Source organism: Streptomyces turgidiscabies Car8, assembly GCF_000331005.1.
GTDB lineage: Bacteria > Actinomycetota > Actinomycetes > Streptomycetales > Streptomycetaceae > Streptomyces > Streptomyces turgidiscabies.
The window spans coordinates 1-20,420 of sequence record NZ_AEJB01000347.1 but is presented as its reverse complement, the minus strand read 5'-3'; the positions used below and the strand labels follow the sequence as shown (position 1 = coordinate 20,420).

General features: G+C 75.2%; 10 protein-coding genes. All 10 read right to left on the bottom strand.

Annotation, left to right across the window (positions count from 1 at the left end; translation table 11 throughout):
- Window positions 1-43: 43 nt before the first annotated feature.
- The 10 genes from STRTUCAR8_RS23490 to STRTUCAR8_RS23440 all read right to left on the bottom strand — a co-directional run bounded on the left by STRTUCAR8_RS23490 (window position 44) and on the right by STRTUCAR8_RS23440 (window position 20,149).
- Complete coding sequence (locus tag STRTUCAR8_RS23490; protein WP_006378432.1) at window positions 44-706, bottom strand: EboA domain-containing protein; 663 nt, start codon at window positions 704-706, stop codon at window positions 44-46.
- Entirely contained in the window at window positions 703-1,770 is a 1,068-nt protein-coding gene (locus tag STRTUCAR8_RS23485; protein WP_078507291.1) for a sugar phosphate isomerase/epimerase family protein, read from the bottom strand. The genes STRTUCAR8_RS23490 and STRTUCAR8_RS23485 overlap by 4 nt, the downstream gene beginning before the upstream one ends.
- A gap of 224 nt (window positions 1,771-1,994) precedes the next feature.
- On the bottom strand, window positions 1,995-3,464 hold the full coding sequence (locus STRTUCAR8_RS54395) for an SCO3242 family prenyltransferase (protein WP_006378441.1): 1,470 nt from the start codon (window positions 3,462-3,464) through the stop codon (window positions 1,995-1,997).
- Window positions 3,461-4,687, bottom strand: a complete 1,227-nt coding sequence (locus tag STRTUCAR8_RS23475) for an inositol-3-phosphate synthase (RefSeq protein WP_006378430.1) — start codon at window positions 4,685-4,687, stop codon at window positions 3,461-3,463. Before STRTUCAR8_RS23475 ends, STRTUCAR8_RS54395 begins: the two co-directional genes overlap by 4 nt.
- Window positions 4,688-4,791: 104 nt before the next feature.
- The gene (locus STRTUCAR8_RS23470) at window positions 4,792-5,580 is read right to left on the bottom strand and encodes a hypothetical protein (protein WP_006378431.1); all 789 of its coding nucleotides are present in this window, start codon (window positions 5,578-5,580) and stop codon (window positions 4,792-4,794) included.
- A 152-nt stretch (window positions 5,581-5,732) separates the two neighbouring features.
- A complete protein-coding gene (locus tag STRTUCAR8_RS23465) occupies window positions 5,733-7,019 on the bottom strand; it encodes an MFS transporter (protein WP_044472741.1) in 1,287 nt (428 codons plus the stop codon).
- A gap of 320 nt (window positions 7,020-7,339) precedes the next feature.
- Window positions 7,340-8,320 carry an ornithine carbamoyltransferase gene (locus STRTUCAR8_RS23455; protein WP_006378433.1) on the bottom strand — a complete coding sequence of 327 codons (981 nt, stop codon included), beginning with the start codon at window positions 8,318-8,320 and terminating at the stop codon, window positions 7,340-7,342.
- A gap of 14 nt (window positions 8,321-8,334) precedes the next feature.
- Window positions 8,335-14,796: a non-ribosomal peptide synthetase gene (locus STRTUCAR8_RS23450; RefSeq protein WP_006378435.1), complete on the bottom strand. Its 6,462-nt coding sequence runs from the start codon at window positions 14,794-14,796 to the stop codon at window positions 8,335-8,337.
- Window positions 14,793-19,895 (bottom strand): non-ribosomal peptide synthetase, encoded by a 5,103-nt coding sequence (locus tag STRTUCAR8_RS23445; RefSeq protein WP_006378436.1) that lies wholly within the window; start codon window positions 19,893-19,895, stop codon window positions 14,793-14,795. Before STRTUCAR8_RS23445 ends, STRTUCAR8_RS23450 begins: the two co-directional genes overlap by 4 nt.
- Before the next feature lie 32 nt (window positions 19,896-19,927).
- Window positions 19,928-20,149: an MbtH family protein gene (locus tag STRTUCAR8_RS23440; RefSeq protein WP_006378440.1), complete on the bottom strand. Its 222-nt coding sequence runs from the start codon at window positions 20,147-20,149 to the stop codon at window positions 19,928-19,930.
- Window positions 20,150-20,420: the final 271 nt, after the last annotated feature.

Sequence of the window (20,420 nt, the reverse complement as noted above, 5' to 3'; positions counted from 1 at the left end):
GGTGAGGATGTCAGGCGTCGTACGGGACTTGGTCTGCGACGGCCTACGCGGCTTCCTGGGTCGCGACGAGCCACAGGTCGGCCGGTACGGTCCGGCCGGCGGCCCGCCGTTCGGCGGCGAACCCCTGCGCCATGCGGGCGAGTTCGGCGTCACGGCGCTCGTGCAGCCCGGCGACCCGGTGCAGCGGGATACCGGTGAACAGGCACTTCAGCACTGCCTGGCGCCAGCGGTACTGGTCCAGGTGGACCCGCGCGTACGGGCCGAGCGCGGCCGAGATCAGCCGGGTGTCGTTGGTGCGCAGCGCGTCGTCGGTGATCGTCAGCCCGGCGGCGCCGATCGGCAGGAACGGCAGGGCGCGCAGGACGCCCCGGCGCTCGCCGGCGTCGCCGCCGCTGTACCGGGCGACCGCCTCCGCGGCCGGATCACCACCCTGCGCCGGCAGCCGCAGCAGCAGGACGGTACGGATGCCGTCCTCCACGCTCCAGCCGGCCCAGCCGGGCAGCGGGCCGCGTCCGTAGTACCGGCCGGCCGCGGGGAAGCGGGTGTCCAGGGCGGTGGCGCCCTGTTCGGCGACGGCGGCGGCGTCCCGGACCAAACGGGTCCGCCGGTCCGGGGTGAGGACTGCGAGCAGGGACTCCTTCAGCGTGCGCACGGTCAGGGCATCGTGGACGGCCTCGGGCGCCTTCGTCAGCGTGGGTGCGGTCATGTCGGTGTGACCTCCGTCGAGAGGGGTGCGTGCGCGCGGGGCATGCGGGGCGCGGGTACGGCGGTACGAGCCGCCGCGGCGCGCAGGAACTCGATGCTGTGGCGGGCCGTCGCCGTCGCGGCATGGCTGTGCCGGGGCAGCTCCACGGAGACCAGGCCGCGGTAGCCGGCCGCGCGCAGCGCGTCGAGGACCGGCGGGAAATCGATCTCCCCCGTCCCGAACGGCAGGTGTTCGTGCACGCCCCGCCGCATGTCCTCGATCTGCACGTGGGCCAGCCGGTCGGCGGCCAGCTCGACGCACCGCCGCACCGGGTACGGCTCCAGGCACCGGCAGTGCCCGATGTCCAGGGTCAGCCCCAGCCGGTCCGGCTCGCCGAGCGCCCGCGACAGCCTGCGGTACCCGGCCAGGTCGGCGACGAGCATTCCCGGCTCGGGCTCGAACGCGAGCCGGACCCCGGCCCGCTCGGCGTCGGCGAGGGCCGTCGCACAGCCTTCCTCCAGCCGCCGCCACGCCTCGTCCCGGGTGGTGCCGGGATCGGGCGTGCCACTCCAGAAGTGCACGGCCTCGGCGCCCAGTTCGGCCCCGATGACAATCGCCCGCCGCAGCAGTTCCTGCCGGGCGGCCCGCCCCTCGGGCTCCGCGCTCAGCAGCGTCGGCCGGTGCTTGCGCATCGGGTCGAGCAGATAGCGTGCCCCGGTCTCCACGACCACGGCCAGCCCGGCCCGCCGGATCGCCCGCCCGGCGTCCCGGACACGGGCCACCAGGTCAGGAGCGTACGGGTCGAGATGCTGGTGATCGAGGGTGAGCGAGACCCCGTCGTACCCGAGGTCGGCGAGAACGGCGAGGGCGTCACCGAGCCGGTGATCGGCGAACCCGTTCGTCCCGTAGGCAAAACGGAGGCGCTCCGCTTGCGCCGGGTGGGGGTCGGCGGGAGCCGGGCGGGGGACGACGGTGGCAACCGAGGGCGCGGCGGCTGGAGCCGGACCAAGGTCGGCAACAGCCGGCCCCTCGACGGCCGCAGCCGGGCCGGGACGGGCCGCACCCGCACGAGCGCCGTCGGGCACCGGAGTGGCATCGGTCCCAGCCGGGGTGGCGTCGGCCACTGCCGGGGCGGTTCCGGGCGCGACCGGGTGGGTGTCAGCCTTGCCCGGGTGGGCGTCGGTCATGACCGGGTGGGTGTCGGTCGCAGCCACACCGGCAGCAGTGCCGGCCAGGTCTCGGTCGGGTGCGGTCGTGCGGGTTTCCGCCTGTGCCGGGTGGGTGTCGGGCTCGGGAGCCTGATGGGCTGTCACGTCGGGGACACCTTTCTGGCAAGGCGGGCCGCCTGGGGAAGGACCGCGGCGAGCAGGGCGGCGAGCTTCGGAGAGCCGGTGCGGGAGACGAGGGCGGCCTGGAGGGGCAGGAGGGCGTGGATGCCGGCGCCTACGGCCGCCCGGGTCCGCGCGGCGTCCGGGTCGCGCAGGGCGGCCAACTGGGCGCGGGCGCAGGTGACCGCGTAGACGGTGGCGGTCAGGACGGTCACGGCGATGGTTCGGCCGGGCAGGGGTGGCGCGTCGGTTCCGATGCCGGGACCCGACCGCGCGGCGGAGCCGAGGAGGTCACGCGGCACGGCGGACGCGGGGTTCAGCGGGCCGCTCGACGGCTGCCGCGCCCCACCGGACGCGGAGTCCAGACGACCGCTCGACCGCTGGCGCGCCCCACCGGACGCGGAGTCCAGACGACCGCTCGACCGCTGGCGCGCCCCACCGGACGCGGAGTCCAGACGACCGCTCGACCGCTGGCGCGCCCCACCGGACGCGGAGTCCAGACGGCCGCTCGACCGCTGGCGCGCCACACCGGACGCGGAGTCCAGCGGGGCGTTCGGCTGCCGTGGCACGGCGGACGTGGTGTTCGGGCGCCGGCGGCGGGAGGCACGTACTGAGCCTGCCGTCGCCGCCAGGGTCACCGCTGCCGTCGTCGCCAGGGACAGCGCGGGCTCGCGGCCCGCCGTGCCGTTCACCTCGTGGCGGCTGAGACGGGTCAGGGCCCAGGTGTGGGCGCCCACCGTGGCCGCGGCGCGCAGCGCGGGACCGGCCGGCGTGGGGCCGGTCCCGTGCAGTACGTCGAGGGCACGGGCCGCCGCCATCGCGACGGGTCCCAGTGGGGTGTGCTTCAGGCCGAGGTCGTACGCCCACACGGTGACGGCGAGCGGCAGGGTCCGGCGCAGCAGGACGCGGCGGCCGCCGGCGAGCGCGCCCAGGCCGAGGCCCGCGGCGGTGAGCCCGCCGGCGATGCCCAGTGCGGCCCCGGCACTGATCCGCCCGGACGGCACCGGGCGTTCGGGGCGCTCGCGGGCGTCCTCCTCGCGGTCGGCCCAGTCGTTGAGAGCCATGCCGGCCCAGTACAGGCTGACGGAGGAGGCGGCGAGGAGCAGGGTTCGCCCGCCCGCCGGGCGGCCGGCGCTGAGCGCGCCGGCCAGTACGTCACCGGGGACGGTGAGCGCGGCGGGCGCCCGTACCAGCTCGGCGACAGCCGTGGCGTGCTGCCGGACCGCGACGGAACGGGGCCGGTACCCGGTGTCGTACCGGGGGCGGGATGGCACGGAGGTGGTCCCCCGCGCCGTCCGGAACGCCGTCGCCGTCGCCCGGGCCGCCTCACGGCATGCCGTGAGGGTGTCGTGGGCGCCGCGGGTCAGGTCGCGCAGGGTACGGCGGCGGGAACCGGCCCGCCGGGGTGTCGGGGCGCCGGAGGCCGGCGGTGGAGCGGTCGCGGTGGTCATCGCGCCGCCTCGGACCGGCGCGCGGGCTCGGCGGACATGGCCGCCCATTCGGTCAGGGCCGCGTACTGCAGGGTCAGGTTGTGCTCCGAGGAGGCCGCCGGGTCCTTGAAGAAGAAGCCGAGCGCCGGCAGCGCCCCGCTCTCCCCGCGACGGCGGGCCAGCGCGGCGAGCCGGACCAGGTCGAGGACGAGCGGCGCCGCCAGTGCCGAGTCGCAGCCCTGCCAGGTGAACTGGAGGGTCATCCGCACGCCGAGGAACCCCTCGAAGGTGATGTGGTCCCAGGCGGTCTTCCACTCCCCCAGCTCCGGCACGTTGTCGATGTGCACGACGCCTTCGACGGCGTGTCCGACGGTCTCCTCCAGGGCGCGCTGCTTGGACTCGGTCTTGCTGCGCGCGGCGGCGGGGTCGGCCAGGGTGGCGCCGTCGCCGCCGCCGAGCAGGTTGGTCCCGGACCAGGAGCGCAGCCGGAGCGCGCGCTGCGTGAACATCGGCGCCAGGGCGCTCTTGACCAGCGTCTCGCCGGTCTTGCCGTCGCGGCCCGCGTGCGGAACCCCGCGCAGCCGGGCGAGTTCCTCCAGGGCTGGCAGCGCGGCACCGGCGGAGGGGGTGAAGTTGACGTAGGCGCAGCCGGCGTGGAAGGCGGCGTAGGCGTACAGGGAGCTGGGCGGCAGCAGGCCGGTGCTGGCGGCGAGGGCCTTGTCGAGGTCGGCGAGGGTGAGGAAGGCGGGGTCGGGGTCGGGCAGCGGCTCGGTGGAGGAGACGTTGACGACCACGACCTGATCCAGACCGTTGCGGTTGCGGAAGTCGGTGATGTCGGCGGCGAACCGCCGGGCGGCGGTGTACTGGGGTTCCCCGGCGCGTGCGGAGCCGTCGCGGATCTCCCGCTCGGCGGCCTCCAGGGCGGGGCGCACCGCCGCGGCCAGGGCGACGGGCAGCACGCCCGCGTCGGCCAGCTCGCCGGCCCTCGCCGTCAGCGGCACGTCGACGACGTCGTGGCCGCCGAAGACGAGGTCGGCGATTGCGGGGAGGGAGTCGGATGTCACGGTGAAGTCCGGGGACTCGGTGACGCAGCCGGTGGCGGAGGCGAGGCCGGCCGCGATGGCGGCCGCCCCGACGACGGCGGTGGTCGCGACCGAACCGCGGGCGCCGACCAGCCAGACTCCGACGCGCGGGGAGTCGCCGAGGGAGCGGGGGTCTCCGTGGGATCGGGCGGTGTCCTGCATGGTGAGCCTGCCTCCTGGGCTGAGTTGGTGCCGGGCCGGGTGGTGCCGGGGACGCCCCGGCCCGCGGACACGGGCGGTGCGGGTGACGGGAGCGGTACGGGCGGCTACTTACCGAGGTCGGCCGGGAAGGGCGACACGTCGAAGGCCGTGTCGAGTTCCTCTCGGTCGCGGCACAGCCACTTGGCGGTGACGTGCCGGACGGTGTGCCGCGGCAGGTGCGGGTTGTCCGGGCGGTCCGTGATCGGCTGGGCCAGCGACTGGAGCTCCCAGGCGACGCCGGCGAGGCGGTTGATGTGGGTCCAGTAGCGGCGTTCGATGCCCAGGAGCACGAAGCCGGCCAGGAAGGGGTGCCAGCGGTGGTAGGCGTGAGTGGGCGACGGCGGCGTGAAGTTCATCATGTGGACCTTCTGGCCGTCCGGGCGGCGCGGGTCGAACAGGGTGCCCTGGCCGTACTCCTGGAAGGCGTGGACCAGTCCGTGCGGGTCGTTGCCGTAGAACTGGTCGTAGACCTTGATCTGCTCGCGGGAGAGGACCTCGAAGGCGTCCTTGTTGGGCTGGATCAGTTCGACGAAGCTGCGCGGGTAGCGGCCGCTCTCGCGGGTCGCGACCCACGCGTCGTACGTCTTGGTGAAGCCGCCGAAGGTGGTGACGATGGCGCCGACCGCGTCCTTCATCTCCTGGGACGGGTTGAAGTACGACATCTCGTCGTACTGGTACCAGAACTCGTTCGCCCAGCGGTCGCCGGCCATGCCGGGGACCTCCGGCAGCGAGGGGTGCCGGCGGCCGTGGGCCTCGGCGGGCGTCGCGCCGAGGAGAGACGCCGTGGCGGCTGCTCCGGCGACGCCGAGGGCGGCCCGCAGCGCACTTCTCCGGTCCAGGGTGTTGAGCGTCATGCGTGTTCTCCTTACAGGTGGCGGATGCACGGGGTGTGTCGGGAAGGGCTGCGGGCCGATGGCCCGGCTGTTTCGTGCTACGACTCTCGCGTACGGCCCTATCGGCGACCTATACCGAAAACCGGCAGGTCAGGTCCGGTGTCCGGGCGGTTTCAGGGACACTTTCGGGAGGTGCTCCCGGGGCGGTCGGCGGGGGTGTCCCCCGGCTCGGGGAACGGCGCCGCGCGCAGGCCGGGCGAGGCCAGCGCCACCAGTGCCGTGAGCGCCATGACGGCGCTGAGGACGAGGGCGGTGCGCAGGGCGTCGGTGGACTCCAGGAGGAAGCCGGCGGCGACCGGCCCGGCCGCCATGGCGCCCGAACCCACCAGGTTGGCGAGGGAGTTGGCGCGGCCGCGCAGTTGGTCGGGCGCGGCCCGGACGAGGAGGACCCCGCCGGCGACGTTGAAGACGCCGCCGACGTAGCCGCTCGCCGCGAACAGGGCACCGAGCAGGACGGGGGTGTTCAGAGCGGCGGCGACCGGGACCATGAAGGCGGTCCAGGCGAGCAGTCCGCCCAGAACGAGGGTGCGCAGCGGGAACCGGGTGCTCCACCAACCGCCGGTGATCGCGCCGACGAGCCCGCCCACGCCGCTGAGCGAGAGCACCAGGCCGACTTCGAAGGGGGTGCCGTGCCGTTCCTGGATACCCACCATCACGGCCAGGTTGAGGCCCTGGAAGAGGACGTTGGTGACGGCCACGGCGGTCATCACGGCCCGCAGGAAGGGCTGCCGCCACATCCACACCAGGCCCTCGCGGATCTCGGTGCCGAGCCGGGCAGGCGGTCCGGTGCGTTGCTGCTGGAGCTTGCCCCGTACTCCGAACAGGCAGATGACGGAGGCCAGTTGGCTGACGACGGCGGCCGCGTAGGGCAGCGAGGCGCCGAGCGCGACGAGTCCGCTGCCGAGCGGCTGTCCGGCGATGGCGGCGCCGCGCGTGCGGGCCTCGTTGCCGGTGAGCGCGGCGGGCAGCTGTTCGCGGGGGACGACGGCCGGCACGGCGGCCCGTTCGGCGAGCTGGTGCAGCACGCCGAGGGCACCCTCGGTGAACGCGGCGACCAGCAGCGCCCACAGCCAGGCGCGTCCGCTGAGCAGCAGCGCGGTCACCGCGACGGCGACCAGTGCCTGGCCGAGCCCGGCGCCGATCATGATGCGCCGCCGGTCGTAACGGTCGACGAGCACCCCGCCCGGCAGCTGCATCAACAGCATGGGCAGCAGCAGCGCGGTGCCGACCAGCCCGGCGTCCCCCGGCGATCCGGTGGCCCACAGCACGGTCAGCGGATACGCCACGGCGGTCGCCCGCCCGGCCAGCAGCGACAGCCCGGCGCCGCCCCACAGCAGGGTGAAGTCCCGGTTGCGGCGCAGGGGCGGGTGCGGGGGCCGGCCAGGTGCCGACTCGGGCACGGACCGCCCGGACGCCGACTCCGGCACAAGCCGCCCAGGCCCCGACTCCGACACGGACCGGCCAGACACCGACTCCGGCACAAGCCGCCCAGGCCCCGACTCCGACACGGACCGCCCGGACGCCAACTCCGGCACAAGACGCCCAGGCCCCGACTCCGACACGGACCGGCCAGACACCGACTCCGGCACAAGACGCCCAGACGCCGGCTCGGCGGGCGCCTCGGTGACGGTGCCCACCCTGCTCCCGCTCCCGGCGCGCGTCTCCTCCGCCATCAGCCACGGCACTTCCGAGGGGTCCGTGGCCGGACGCGTGGTACGGCTCATCGGGCCGCAGCGATCTCGGGGATCCGGGCCGTCAGCGGGGCGCGCACATGCTCCAGGACCGCCATGGCGCTGTGCATCTTGTTGGTGGCCTGCGCGAAGGCGATGCTCGCCGGGCCGTCCAGGACGTCCGCCGTGACCTCCTCGCCGCGGTGGGCCGGCAGGTCGTGCATGAAGACGGCGCGGGGCGAGCCGTCCCACAGCCACGGGCCGACCTGGAACGGCGCGAAGATCTCCCGCCAGTTCGCGTCCGGCTTGCTCGTGCCGGTGGTCTGCCAGCGGGTGGTGTAGATGACGTCGTACGCCCCCGCGAGGGCGGCCATGTCGTGCCGCTCGGTGATCCGGGCGCCGCTTCGGGCGGCGTGGGCCGCGGCCCGCGCGGCGACGGACGCGGTGAGCCCGTAGCCGGGCGGGGTACGCAGGTCGAGGTGGACGCCGGGGTAGCGGCCGAGGGCCAGGGCGAGGGCCGCCGCGGTGTTGTTGCCCTCGCCGGCGTAGAGGACGCGCAGGCCGTCGATGCGGCCGAAGTGCCGGAGCAGGGTGGTCAGATCGGTCAGCGCCTGGGTGGGGTGCTCCTCGGCGCTCATGGCGTTGACGACGGCCATCCGATGCTGGCTCGCCCAGCCGCGCAGTTCCTCCTCCGGTCCCGCGGTGCGGGCCACCAGCACGTCGAGCATGCCGGACAGCACCCGGCCGGTGTCCTCGGTGGTCTCGCCGGTGTTGAGCTGGAGGTCGCCGGGCCCGTAGGAGACGAGGGAGGCGCCCAGGCGCAGCGCGCCGGAGGAGAAGGCGGTCCGGGTTCGGGTGGAGGTCTTGGCGAAGTAGACCCCGGTGACCAGGCCGTCCAGCGGGCGGACCGGGTCGGCGAGGCCGGCGGAGAACGCGGCGCCGCGTGCGACGACGCGGTGCAGTTCGTGGTCGGTGAGGTCGTCGACGGAGATGAGGTGGCGCACGTGGCGCACGTCCCGGGGGACGTCCATGGAATCAGCCTTCCCTAGCTGGTTGCGGAGTGGTCCAGGGCGGCGGCGAGCCGCGCGACGGTGTGGTGTCGCAGGGCCGTGGTCAGGTCGAGGGCGAAGCCCGCGCGACGGGCGGCGACCAGCAGCGGCGGCACGAGCAGCGAGTCGCCGCCCAGTTCGCGGAAGTCGTCGTCGATGCCGACCCGTTCGAGGCCGAGCACCTCGGCCCAGACCGCGGCGAGCCGCCGTTCGGTGGCGGTACGCGGTGCCGCGTACGGGGCCGCGCCCGCGCCGGTCGCCTCACGGGCCACGACGGCGGCCCGGTCGCGTTTGCCGTGGGGGGTGAGCGGCAGGGCGGCGACGACCTCGACGGTGGCCGGGACGAGCGCGGCGGGCAGGAGGGTGCGCAGCCGGTCCCGGAGCGCGGCCACCTCCGCGGTGCGGCCCTCGGCGGGCACCACCCAGGCGGCGAGCCGCTGCCCGCCGTCGGCTGCCTGGACGGCCGTGACCAGCGCCTCCCGTACTGCCGGGTCGGCGGTGAGGGCGGCCTCGGCCTCGCCGGGCTCCACCCGGTGGCCGCGGATCTTGACCTGGCTGTCGGTGCGGCCCGCGAACTCCAGGAGCCCGCCCGGCAGTCGCCTGGCCAGGTCGCCGGTGCGGTAGAGACGGCTGCCGGGCAGCCCGTACGGGTCGGGACAGAAGGCGAGCGCGGTCAGGTCGGGACGGCCGCCGTAGCCGCGGGCGAGTCCGTCGCCGCCGAGGAACACCTCGCCGGTGACGCCGTCGGGCACGGGCCGCAGATCCGTGTCGAGGACGCGGACCAGGACGCCGGGCAGCGGGGAGCCGAGCGGGACCAGGGCCCGCCCGGACCCGGCGCGTACGAGGCCGTAGGTGGCGGCGACGGTGGCCTCGGTGGGCCCGTACTCGGCGCCGAGGGCCATGCCCCCGCCGGCGGCGCTGATGCGGGCGGCGACCCGTTCGGCCTGCGCGGTCGGGTAGGCGTCTCCGGCGCACACCGCGAGGCCGGCCAGCCCGGCCAGTTCCCCGTCGGTCAACTGGTGTTCCAGCAGCGCCAGATGGCCCGGCGTCAGGCCGACGAAGGCGTACGGCGCGCCGCGCAGCAGCAGCGGCCCGAAATCGGCCGTGCCGTACCTCTGCGGCAGGACCCGTACCGGCTGCCCGGTCATCAGCGGCGCGTACAGCGCGGGCATCCCGAGGTCGAAGCCGGCCGGGGTGAACCAGGGCGCTCCGCCCCGGCCGGCCTCGGTGTACTGCCGTACGGCCCAGTCGAGATAGTGCGCGAGGGCCCGGTGGGAGACCTCGACGGCCTTGGGTCTGCCGGTGGAGCCGGAGGTGTGCAGGACGTAGGCGAGCCGGTCCGGGTCGTGCCGCAGGCCGAGCGGCGAGCCGTCGCCGTCGTGGGCAGCGTCCTCGGCGAGCAGCACGTCGGCGACGGGCAGTCGCAGGACGTACGAGCGCTGGGTGACGGCGATCCGCGGCGCGGCCCCGGCGAGCCGGGCGTCCGGCGCGCCCGGGTCGAGGGGCACCTGCACGGCGCCCGCCTTCCACACGCCGAGCAGGGCGGCGACGAGGTCCGGGCCGCGGTCGAGCAGCACCGCCACCCGGGTCTCGGCGCCGGCGCCGAGGGCGAGCAGCCGGCGGGCGATCCGGTTGGCGCGGGCGTCGAGCTCGCCGTAGGAGAGGCGGAAGTCCTCGCCGTGCAGGGCGCTGGCCGCCGGGGTGCGGGCGGCCTGCGCCTCGAAGGCGCCGAGGACGTCGGCGGGGGTCTCGGGGTGGGGCAGGGCGGGCGCCTTGAGGCGGGCGGTCTCGTAACGGTCGGGGAAGGCGCCGGTGCTGTCGCCGTCGGCGCCCGCGCGGGCCATCTCGGTGAGCACCGCGCGGTACAGCCCGGTCAGCCGGTCGGCGGCGGACCGGGAGAGGGTGCGGGTGCGGGAGGCGAGGGAGAGGTGGCCGCGGACGGGGGTGCCGACGACGACGGGGAACTCGTTGGGGCTGTCGTCGCGGCTGGCCATGATGTCGATCAGCTCGGTGTCGACCTGGTGGAAGTCCAGGTAGTGGAAGAGGACGTCGATGAGGTGGGCCTCGCCGCCGGGCACCCGCATCGCGGGCATCGGGTAGCGGCGGTGCGGCCACAGCGCGACCTCGTGCGCGAAGACCTGCCGGGCCAGTTCGCCCCAGGTGCGGGCGGTCCGCTCGTAGGGGAAGGGCACCGAGTTGAGGTACATGCCGGAGACGGTCTCGGCGCCGGCCTCCTCGGGCCGGGCGTCGGCGACCATGCCGCCGCGGAAGGCGGCGGAGCGGGTCAGCAGCGACAGCACCTTGCTGTGCGCGGCGTGCAGCACGCTCTTGTACGGCACCTCGGCGGCGGTCGCGAGGGCCCGCAGGCCGGGTTCCAGGTCGGTCAGCGGCAGGTCGACGCGGTAGCGCTCGTCGGGTCCCGCGGGGTCGCCCGCCCAGCCGGGCGGCACGGTGAACTTGTCGTGTCCCTCGACGATCCCGCGCCAGAACTCCTGGTCGGCCGGGTCGTCGAGGGCGCGCAGTTCACCGGCGATGAAGTCGGCGTAGCGGACGGCGGGCGCGGGCGGCGCGGCGGCGGGCTCGTCGCCGGTGCGCAGGGCGCGGTAGGCGCGGAGCATCTCCATCAGCTGGGAGTGGTAGCTCCAGCCCTCGATGACGGGGTGGCACTCGGTGATCGACAGCCACCAGCTCTCGTCGTCCAGGAGGTGCACGGCCATCCGCATCAGCGGTGCCCGGGTCAGGTCGAACAGCTCGGCCCGGTCCCGGTCGGCGAAGTCCCACAGCGCCTGCTGCCGGGCGTCCTCGGGGAGGTGGCGCAGGTCCTCGTGGACGACGGGCATACGGGCGGCCGCGTGCACGAGCTGGAGCGGCTGGGAGTAGCCGGCCAGGGCGAAGGAGGTGCGCATCACCTCGTGCCGCTCGACGATCAGGTCGGCGGCCCGCTGGAACACCGCCGGGTCGAAGGGGAGTTCGTCGCGGATCCGGAAGGAGGTGATGTTGTGGTAGCGGTTCTCGCCGCTGCCGCCGTGCATCTCGACGAGCATCCCGGCCTGGATGCGCGAGACCGGGTACGCGTCGGTGACGTCGGCGGGCAGTTCCGCCCGGTCGGCGGCGTCGATCAGCGCGAACCGTGCGACGGTCCGGGGCGTGTCGGCGGCCGGGGCGCCGGTGCGGACGACGGCCGCCGCCAGGCGTTCGACGGTCCGGTGCTCGAAGACGTCCCGGACGCTGGTCTCCCAGCCGGCCGCGCGCAGCGCCCCGACCAGTCCGACCGCGCGCAGTGAGTCGCCGCCCAGGTCGAAGAAGTTGTCGCGCACCCCGACGGTGTCCAGGCCGAGCACCCGCGCCCATACGGCGGCCATGGCCCGCTCGGTGTCGTCGCGGGCCTCGACGTGCGCGCCGACGGCCGTGGCGGCGCGGCCGGGCACGGGCAGCGCGCGCCGGTCGAGCTTGCCGTTGCGGGTCAGCGGCAGCGCGTCCAGGGTGAGGTAGGCGGAGGGCAGCATGTACGGCGGCAGCGACGCGCCGAGGTGTCCGCGCAGGGCGGCCGGGCCGAGGTCGTCGGCTTCGGCGCCGGGGGCCGGTACGAGATAGGCGACGAGCTGCTTGTCGCCCGGGGTGTCCTCGCGGACGATCGCGACGGCCTCGGCGACGGCCGGGAGTGCGGTGAGCGCGGTCTCCACCTCTCCCAACTCGATTCGGTAGCCGCGCAGTTTCACCTGGTGGTCGACGCGGGCGAGGAAGTCCAGGTTGCCGTCGGGCAGCACCCGGGCCAGGTCGCCGGAGCGGTAGAGCCGGCTGCCGGGCGGACCGTAGGGGTCGGGCACGAACCGCTCGGCGGTCAGGTCGGGCCGGCCGGCGTATCCGCGTGCCAGTCCGGTGCCGCCGATCCACACCTCGCCGGGGACGCCGGTGGGCAGCGGGCGCAGCCGGTCGTCCAGGACGTACATCGTGGTGTTCGGGACGGCCCGGCCGATGGGGACCAGTTCGGTGGCGACCGGTCCGTCGAGGAAGTAGGCGGAGTTGCCGACGGTGATCTCGGTGGGCCCGTACTCGGCGGCCAGCCGGGTGCCGCCCTCCCCCGCCGCCGTCGCCCACCGTTCGGCGAGCCGGGCGGTGAAGGAGTCACCGGCGGCGATGACGAGTCCGGCCAGGCCGCGCACCTGTTCCGGGCTCAACTGCTGCTCCAGCAGGTCGAGATGGCCGGGGGTGAGCTTGATGAAGGCGTACGGGCCGCCTGCCGCGAGCAGGTCACCGAGGTCGGCGGTGTCGAAGTCCTGCGGCAGCAGGTGCACCGGCTGCCCGGTCATCAACGGCGCGTACAGGTCGGGCACGCCCAGGTCGAAGGCGACGGAGGAGAACAGCGGCGCTCCCCCGTCGCCCGCGCTCGCGTACGCCTGGACCGTCCAGCCCAGGTAGTTGGCGAGGCCACGGTGACTGATCAGGACGCCCTTGGGGCGCCCGGTGGAGCCGGAGGTGTAGATGACGTAGGCGAGCCGGTCCAGGTCGTGGGCGGCGGGCAGCTCGGCGTCGGCCGTCTCCAGCGCGGCCCGTTCGGCGGGATCGTCGACGACGACGACCGTGCGGACGCCGGTGAAGCGGCCGGCGTACCGGGTCTCGGTGACGGCCAGGGCGGTCTCGGTCGCCGCCAGCATGTGGGCGACGCGGTCGTCCGGGTGGGCCGGGTCGACCGGGAGGTAGGCGGCGCCGGACCGCCAGATGCCCAGCAGCGCGGCGACCAGGTCGGGGCCGCGGTCGAGGAGGACGGCGACGACGGCCTCGGGACCGGCGCCCAGCTCGGTGAGGCGGCGGGCGAACCGGTCGGCGCGGGCGTCGAGTTCGGCGTAGGTGACGGTGGTGCCGTCGTGCCGCAGTGCGGGCGCGTCGGGAGTGGCCGCCATCTGCGCGGCGATCGTCTCGAAGACCGGGCGCAGGGCGGCGAGTTCGAGCGGGCGGTCGGTGCCGACGGGTGTGGCCGGGCCGTCGAGGAGCAGGGCGCGCTCCTCGGCGTCCAGGACGTCGAGGTCGTCGACCGGGGTGCCGGGGGCCCGGGCGATCGCCGCGAGCAGGGTCCGGTAGTGGCGGGTGATCCGTTCGGCGGTGGCCGCGTCGAAGAGCGCGGTGGCGTACTCCAGGCTGCCGTGCAGGGTGCCGTCCGGCCGCTCGGCCAGGTGGAGGGTGAGATCGAAGCGGGAGACGCGGCTCTCGGCCGGTACGGGCGCGACGGTCACTCCGGGCAGCTCGGGGCCCTCGGGGCCGCCCTCGCCGGAAACGAGGTCGAACATGACCTGGAAGACGGGGGTGGTGGACAGGTCCCGCTCCGGCTCCACCTCGTCGGCGATCCGGTCGAAGGGGGTGCCCTGGTGGTCGAAGGCGGCCAGCACGGCCGTACGGCTGTCGGCGAGGAAGCGGCGGAACGGCGTGCCGGGCCGCCAGGCGGCGCGCAGTGCCAGGGTGTTGTAGGCGTAGCCGGCCATCCGGCGCAGCTCGGGCCGGGTACGGCCGGAGGAGGCGGTGCCGACGCACACGTCGGTGGTGCCGGCGTAGCGGCCGAGCAGCAGCTGCCACGCACCGAGCAGAACCATGAAAGCGGTGACGCCCTCGTCCCGGGCGAGCCCGCGCAGTCTCTCCGCGACCTGGGCGGACACCTCGAAGCGCGTCATGGCGCCGCCGCCACCGCGGACGGCGGGCCGGGGCCGGTCGGTGGGCAGCCCGAGCGGGGCCAGCCCGGCCAGCCGCTCCCGCCACCACGCCAGGTCGGCGGCCGCTGCCGGTGAGTTGTCCCGCTCGGTGAGCCACGCCGCGTAGTCGGCGTACTGGACGGCCGGCTCGGGCAGCGCACCCGCCGGGTCTCGGCCCTCGACGGCGGCTGTGTACAGGGCCGAGAGGTCGGACAGCAGCAGCGGTCTGGTCATCGCGTCGCAGGCGATGTGGTGCACCACCGCCACCAGCACGTGGTCGTCCGCGGCGAGCCGCAACAGTCGTACGCGCAACGGCTGTTCGGCCGCGAGATCGATGGGGCGGGCGGCCTGTTCCTCCGCGAAGGCGACGGCACGGCTGTCGGCGTCGGCGTCGCCGCCGCCGCCCCGGACGACGGCGAAGTCCGCCGGGCCGGCCGGGTCGATCACCTGTCGGGGCTCGGTGCCGTCGAGGACGTATCGGGTGCGCAGGATCTCGTGGCGGGCGGCCAGTGCGTCGAAGGCGCGACGCAGGGCGTCGGTGTCGAGGGTGCCGCGCAGCCGGTACACCATCGGCAGCAGGTACTCGGGGCTGTCCGGGTCGAGCTGGTGCAGGAACCACAGGCTGCGCTGTCCGGCGGAGAGGACGAGGGGTGCCGAGCGGTCGGCGCGGGGTATTCCGGCCGGGACCGCGCGGCGGCCTCCGGTGCGGGCGGCCAGCCGGCGGCGCATCAGTTCGGCCGCCAGCTCTTCCCGGGTCGGTGCGGTGGGTGCGGTCACGGCTGGTACTCCCGTTGGGCGAGGGCCAGTTCGGCCTCGGTGAGCGATTCGATCTCGGCGCGTACGGCCTCTTCCACGGCGGTGGCGAGGCCGCGCACGGTGGGCCGCTCGAAGACGGCGCTCAGCGGCAGTTCGACATCGAACTCCTCCTGGATGCGGGCGATCACCCGCGCCGCGCGGACCGAGTTGCCGCCGATGCGGAAGAAGCCCTGGCGGGCCCCGACCGGCCGGGCGGCGGGATCACCGAACAGCACCTCGGACCAGATCTCGGCGAGGGCCTCCTCGACCGGTCCCTCGGGCGCGCTGTACGGCTCGTCGGCGAGCGCGGCGGCCAGGTCGGGCACGGGCAGCGCGGCGGTGTCGACCTTGTTGTGCCGGGTCAGCGGCAACCGTTCCAGGCCCACCAGCAGGGCGGGCAGCATGTAGTCGGGCAGCCGGCGGGCGCAGTGGTCGAGCAGTTCGGCGTCAGTGGCCGGCTCGGCGTCCGATGCGGGCGCGGGCGTCCAGTAGCCGACCAGGGCGGCCTCCGGCCCGGAGCCGTGCACGGTGACGAACGCCTGGGCGACGGCCGGGTGCTCGACGAGGACGCCCTGCACCTCACCGGTCTCCACCCTGCGGCCGCGGATCTTGACCTGGCCGTCGGCGCGGCCCGCGAACTCCAGGGTGCCGTCGGGTCGCATCCGGGCCCGGTCACCGGTGCGGTACAGCCGCGCCCCGGCAAGGCCATAGGGGTCGGGCACGAAGGCGGCGGCGGTCAGGTCGGGGCGGCCGTGGTAGCCGCGGGCGAGTCCGTCGCCGCCGACGCAGAGTTCGCCGGTGACGCCGTACGGCACGGGCTGGAGCCGGTCGTCGAGGACGTACGCCGTCACATGCGGGTAGGGGTGGCCGACGGGTACACCGGTAACGGTGCCGTCGGCGTCCCAGCGCGTGGCGGCGATGGTGGTCTCGGTGAGCCCGTACTCGTTGATGAACCGCATCAGGCGGCGCGAGAGTTCGCGGGCCAGCGCGGGCGGACAGGGCTCCCCGCCGGTCTGGCCGACGATCGGACGGTGGCCGAGCCCGGCGTCCAGCAGCAGCTGCCAGTGCGTCGGGGCCACCTGGAGGTGGCTGACCTCGTGTTCGTCGATCAGCCGCAGCTGGGCCACATGGTCGCGTTGCTCCTGTTCCCGGGCGAGCACCAGCCGGCCCCCGGCCACCAGCGGCATGAACAGTTCGGTGCAGGAGATGTCGAAGGTGACCTGGGCCAGCGCCAGCCAGGCGTCGTCCGGGCCCTGGCCGAAGTCCAGGTGGGCCTGGGAGGCGCGCAGCATCGTGAGCAGCGAGCCGTGCTCGACGGCGACGCCCTTGGGCCGCCCGGTGGAGCCCGAGGTGTACATGAGGTAGGCGAGGCGGGAGGGATCGTCGGCGACCGCCGGGACAGACTGGGCGGGCTCTGTACGGGCGGCCGTCCCCTTGCTCTCCGCGACCGTGCCCACGTCCAGTACCCGGCCTGCGAAGCGGCTTGTGAGCCGGGCGGCGTGCGTGCCGTCGGTGACCAGAACCGCCGCCGCGGCGTCCGCCAGGACGTGCGCGGTGCGCTCGTCCGGGGCGGCCGGGTCCAGCGGCACGTAGGCGGCGCCCGCCCGCCAGGCGCCGAGGAACGCGGCGACCAGGTCGGGGGTGCGGCCGAGCAGTACGGCGACCACCGAGCCCTCGGCGACGCCCGCGGCCCGCAGCCGGGCGGCGAACTCCTCGGCCCGGCGCTCCAGTCGCTCATACGTCCAGCTCTCGCCGCCGCACACGATCGCGGTGTCCCCCGGTGCGCGCCGGGCCGCCGCGGCGATCGCCGCGTCGACGGTCCGCTCGGGTCCGGTGACCGTGCCGGGCTCCGGCCGGCCGGGGCCGCGGCCGAGCAGCTCGGCGCGGAGCGGCGGGGGCAGCAGGTCGACGTCGGCCAGCCGGCGGTCCGGGTCGGCGGTGACCGACTCCAGCAAGCGGATCCAGCAGTCGGCCAGCCGCTCGACGGTGGCCGCGTCGAACAGGGCGGTGGCGTACTCGGCGAGGCCGAGCAGCGAGCCGTCGGGGCGGCGCTGGAGCACGAAGGTCAGGTCGGTGCGGGCGGTGCGCCAGGCCCCGCGGAAGGCGGCCACGTCACCGGCGTCGACCGCGGTGCCGGTGCGCCCCTCCTCATGGACGTCGAACATCACCTGGTAGAGCGGGGTGCGGGCCGGGTCGCGGGTGTCGTCCAGCTCCGTCACCAGCCGGTCGAACGGCAGCTCCTGGTGGGCGAAGGCGGTACGCGCGGTGTCCCGGACCCGGACCAGCGCCTCCCGGAACGGGGTGCCGGCGGGCGCGTCGCAGCGCAGCACCAGCGTGTTGAGGAAGTAGCCCGCCACCTCGGCGGCCTCGTCGCCGTGCCGTCCGGCGACCGGCACTCCGACAGGGACGTCCCAGCTGCCGCTGAAGCGGGCCACCAGCGTGGCGAACGCGGTCAGCAGGGTCTGCTGCAGGGTGGCCCCGCAGCTGCGGCCGAGTGCGGCGACCTGATCGGCGAGCGGGGCCGGCACGGTGAAGACGTGCGCGGCGCCGGCCGCGTCCCGGGTGGCCGGGCGGGGCCGGTCGGCGGGCAGGTCGACCGGCGCGATGCCGTCCAGGGTGTCTTTCCAGTGGGCGAGTTCGGACCTGAGGAAGGTGTCGGTCAGCCTGGCGCGCCGGTGCGCGGCGTGGTCGGCGTACTGGACGGGCAGGGCGGGCAGGTTCGCGTCGGTGCCGGTGTGCGCGGCCTCAGCGAGCGCCTTGAGGTCGCGCTCCAGGACGACGGAGGTCCAGCCGTCGCAGGCGATGTGGTGGATGCTCAGCAGCAGCGTCAGCGTGCCCCTGCCGCGCACCGCGAGGGCCCGGCGCACCGGCCCGTGCGCCAGGTCGAAGGGGATCGCGAAGTCTGCCTCCACCAGCGCGTTCAGCTCGTCCGCGGTGTCGGCGCGGGCGAAGCGGACGTCCCACTCGGCCGGCAGGTCGGCGAGTTGCACCGGTTCGGTGCCGCGCAGCAGGTAGCGGGTACGCAGGATCTCGTGGCGTTCGGCGAGCGCGCCGAGCGCCCGGCGTACGACCGTGTCGTCGTACTCGGCGGGCAGGGTGAGGAAGACCGGCGCGTTCCACTCGGCGCTGCCGGGGCGCAGCCGGTCCAGCAGCCACATGCTCTGCTGGCCGGGCGAGAGCGGCAGACCCTGCGGGTCGCGGGCTACCGGGGTCACGGCCCGCTGCGCCGCGGGTACGGCGGTGTCGTCCGCCGCCCGGCCGTCGGTGAGCAGCGTGGCCTGCTGCTCCACGGTGGTGGCGGTCAGCAGCGCGGTCGCCGGTATGTGCCGTCCGGCGGCCCGGGACAGACCGGCCGCGAGCTGGTTGAGCATCAGCGAGGAGCCGCCGAGCTGGAAGAAGTCGTGGGTGGCGCCGATCTCGGCGGCCGGGGTCGCGGTCAGCCGCGCCCACTCCTCGGCGACGACCCGCTCGGCGGGGGTGCGGACCGGGATGTGCGCGGTCTCGGCGGCGGCCTCGGCCGGATCCGGCAGCGCGGACCGGTCGATCTTGCCGTTGGGGGTGAGCGCGAACTCGGTGACCGGCACGTAGGCGGTCGGCACCAGTGGCTCCGGCAGCGTGCGGCGCAGGAAGGCACGCAGCTCCTGCGCACCGAGCGGCTCGCCACGCGACTGCACCCAGGCGACCAGCCGGTGTCCGCCGCGGCCGTCGGGCACGGCGGCCGCGACGGCGGCCCGCACCCACGGGTGGGCGGCGAGCGCGGCCTCGACCTCGCCGGGCTCGATCCGGACGCCGTTGACCTTGACCTGGTGGTCCAGGCGGCCCAGGTACTCCAGGACGCCGTCGGCCCGCCAGCGCGCCCGGTCGCCGGTGCGGTAGAGGCGGGCGCCCGGCCGGTGCGGGTCGGGCACGAAGCGCTCGGCGCTGTGGTCGGGGCGGCCGAGGTAGCCGAGGGCGAGACCGACGCCGCCCGCGTGCAGTTCGCCGGGGACGCCGACGGGCACCGGGCGCCCGGCCTGGTCCAGGACGAGGACGCGCATGTTGCCGATGGGCCGCCCGATCGGCACGGCGCCGGTGTCCTCGGCCGGGTCCCAGCGGTGCTCGGTGATGTCGACGGACGCCTCGGTGGGCCCGTAGGTGTTCCAGATCTCCGCCCCGGGCACCCGGTCGTGCAGGGCACGGCACAGCTCGGCGTGGAGCGGCTCCCCGGCGCTGAAGAGCAGGCGCAGGGCGCCGGCGCGTTCCCAGCCGGGCTCCTCGACGAGGCGGCGGTAGACGGACGGTACGCCCTGCAGGATCGTTACGCCGCCGTCGGTGACGGCCCGCAGCAGGGCGGCCGGGTCACGCTCGGCGCCCTCGGGGGCGAGTACCACGGTGCCGCCCGCGATCAGCGGGGAGAACAGTTCGAGGCCGGCGGCGTCGAAGCCGACGGTCGTCTTCAGCAGCATCCGGTCGCCGGCGCCGACCCGGTGCCGGTGCGCCAGCCAGCGCACCCGGTTGGCGATCCCGCCGTGCGGCACGAGCACGCCCTTGGGGCGGCCGGTGGAGCCGGAGGTGTGCAGGACATAGGCGGGCCGGTCGGCGTCGGCCTCGAACTGCACTCCCTCGTGACGCAGTTCGCCCTCGGCGCTCTCGGTGCCCTGGACGCCCTGGTCGCCCTGGTCGTCCTGGATCTCCTCGACGGTCAGCGTGCGGACGGTGCCGGGCAGGCTGTCCGCGGTGGCCCGCTCGGCGAGGACGACCGGGTCCCCGGTGTCCGCGAGGACCGCCGCCAGGCGGGCTGCCGGGTGCCCCGGGTCCAGCGGCACGTACGCGGCGCCCGCGAGCCAGACGCCGAGGAACGCGGCGACCAGCTCCGGGCCGCGGCGCAGGCACACCCCGACGAAGTCACCGGGACGCACCCCGGCCGACCGAAGACCGGCCGCGAACCGGTCGGCGAGCGCTTCCAGTTCGGCGTAGGTGACGGCGGTGCCGTCGGCGCGGACCACGGCGGGTGCGGCCGGGGTGCGGGCGGCTTGGGCGCGGAACAGCGGGAGTATCAGTAGATGGCCGGGGACGCGTCCCGACTTCGCAGGCTCGTTCACGATCTTTCCTCCATCGGGATCGGCGGTGCGGCTCAGTTGCCGGCGCCGGCCTCGGCCATGCGGCGGCGCAGGCTCAGCGGGCGCAGGTCGGTCCACAGGGTGTTGATGCGCTCCAGGCACTCCGCGCGGCTGCCCTCGGTGCCCTCGGCGTGCCAGCCGGCGGGCAGGGCGCGGTCGGCCCACCAGATCGAGTACTGCTCCTCGTCGTTGAGCACGACGCGGTACACGTTTTCGTCGCTCGTGTGTTCAGTCATGGGGTGTCCCTTCTGCGCGGTGAGGTGTGCCCATGGTTGAACGCGGCGCTATCGGGCGTTTATCGGCCGCCTATACGCTCGCCGGGGACGCTGTGGACAGGGTGGACAGGGGCGAGCCCCCGGCGCCGTGGGGCGCCGGGGGCTCGTGGTTGCCGTGGACTCGTCGCTGACGAGGGATCAGGCGGCGTTGCTGTTCAGGTTGTTGGTGAAGTTGTTGTTGTTCAGGTTGGCCTCGACGTCGTTGGCGAGGACCCACGCCACGTTGGCGGCC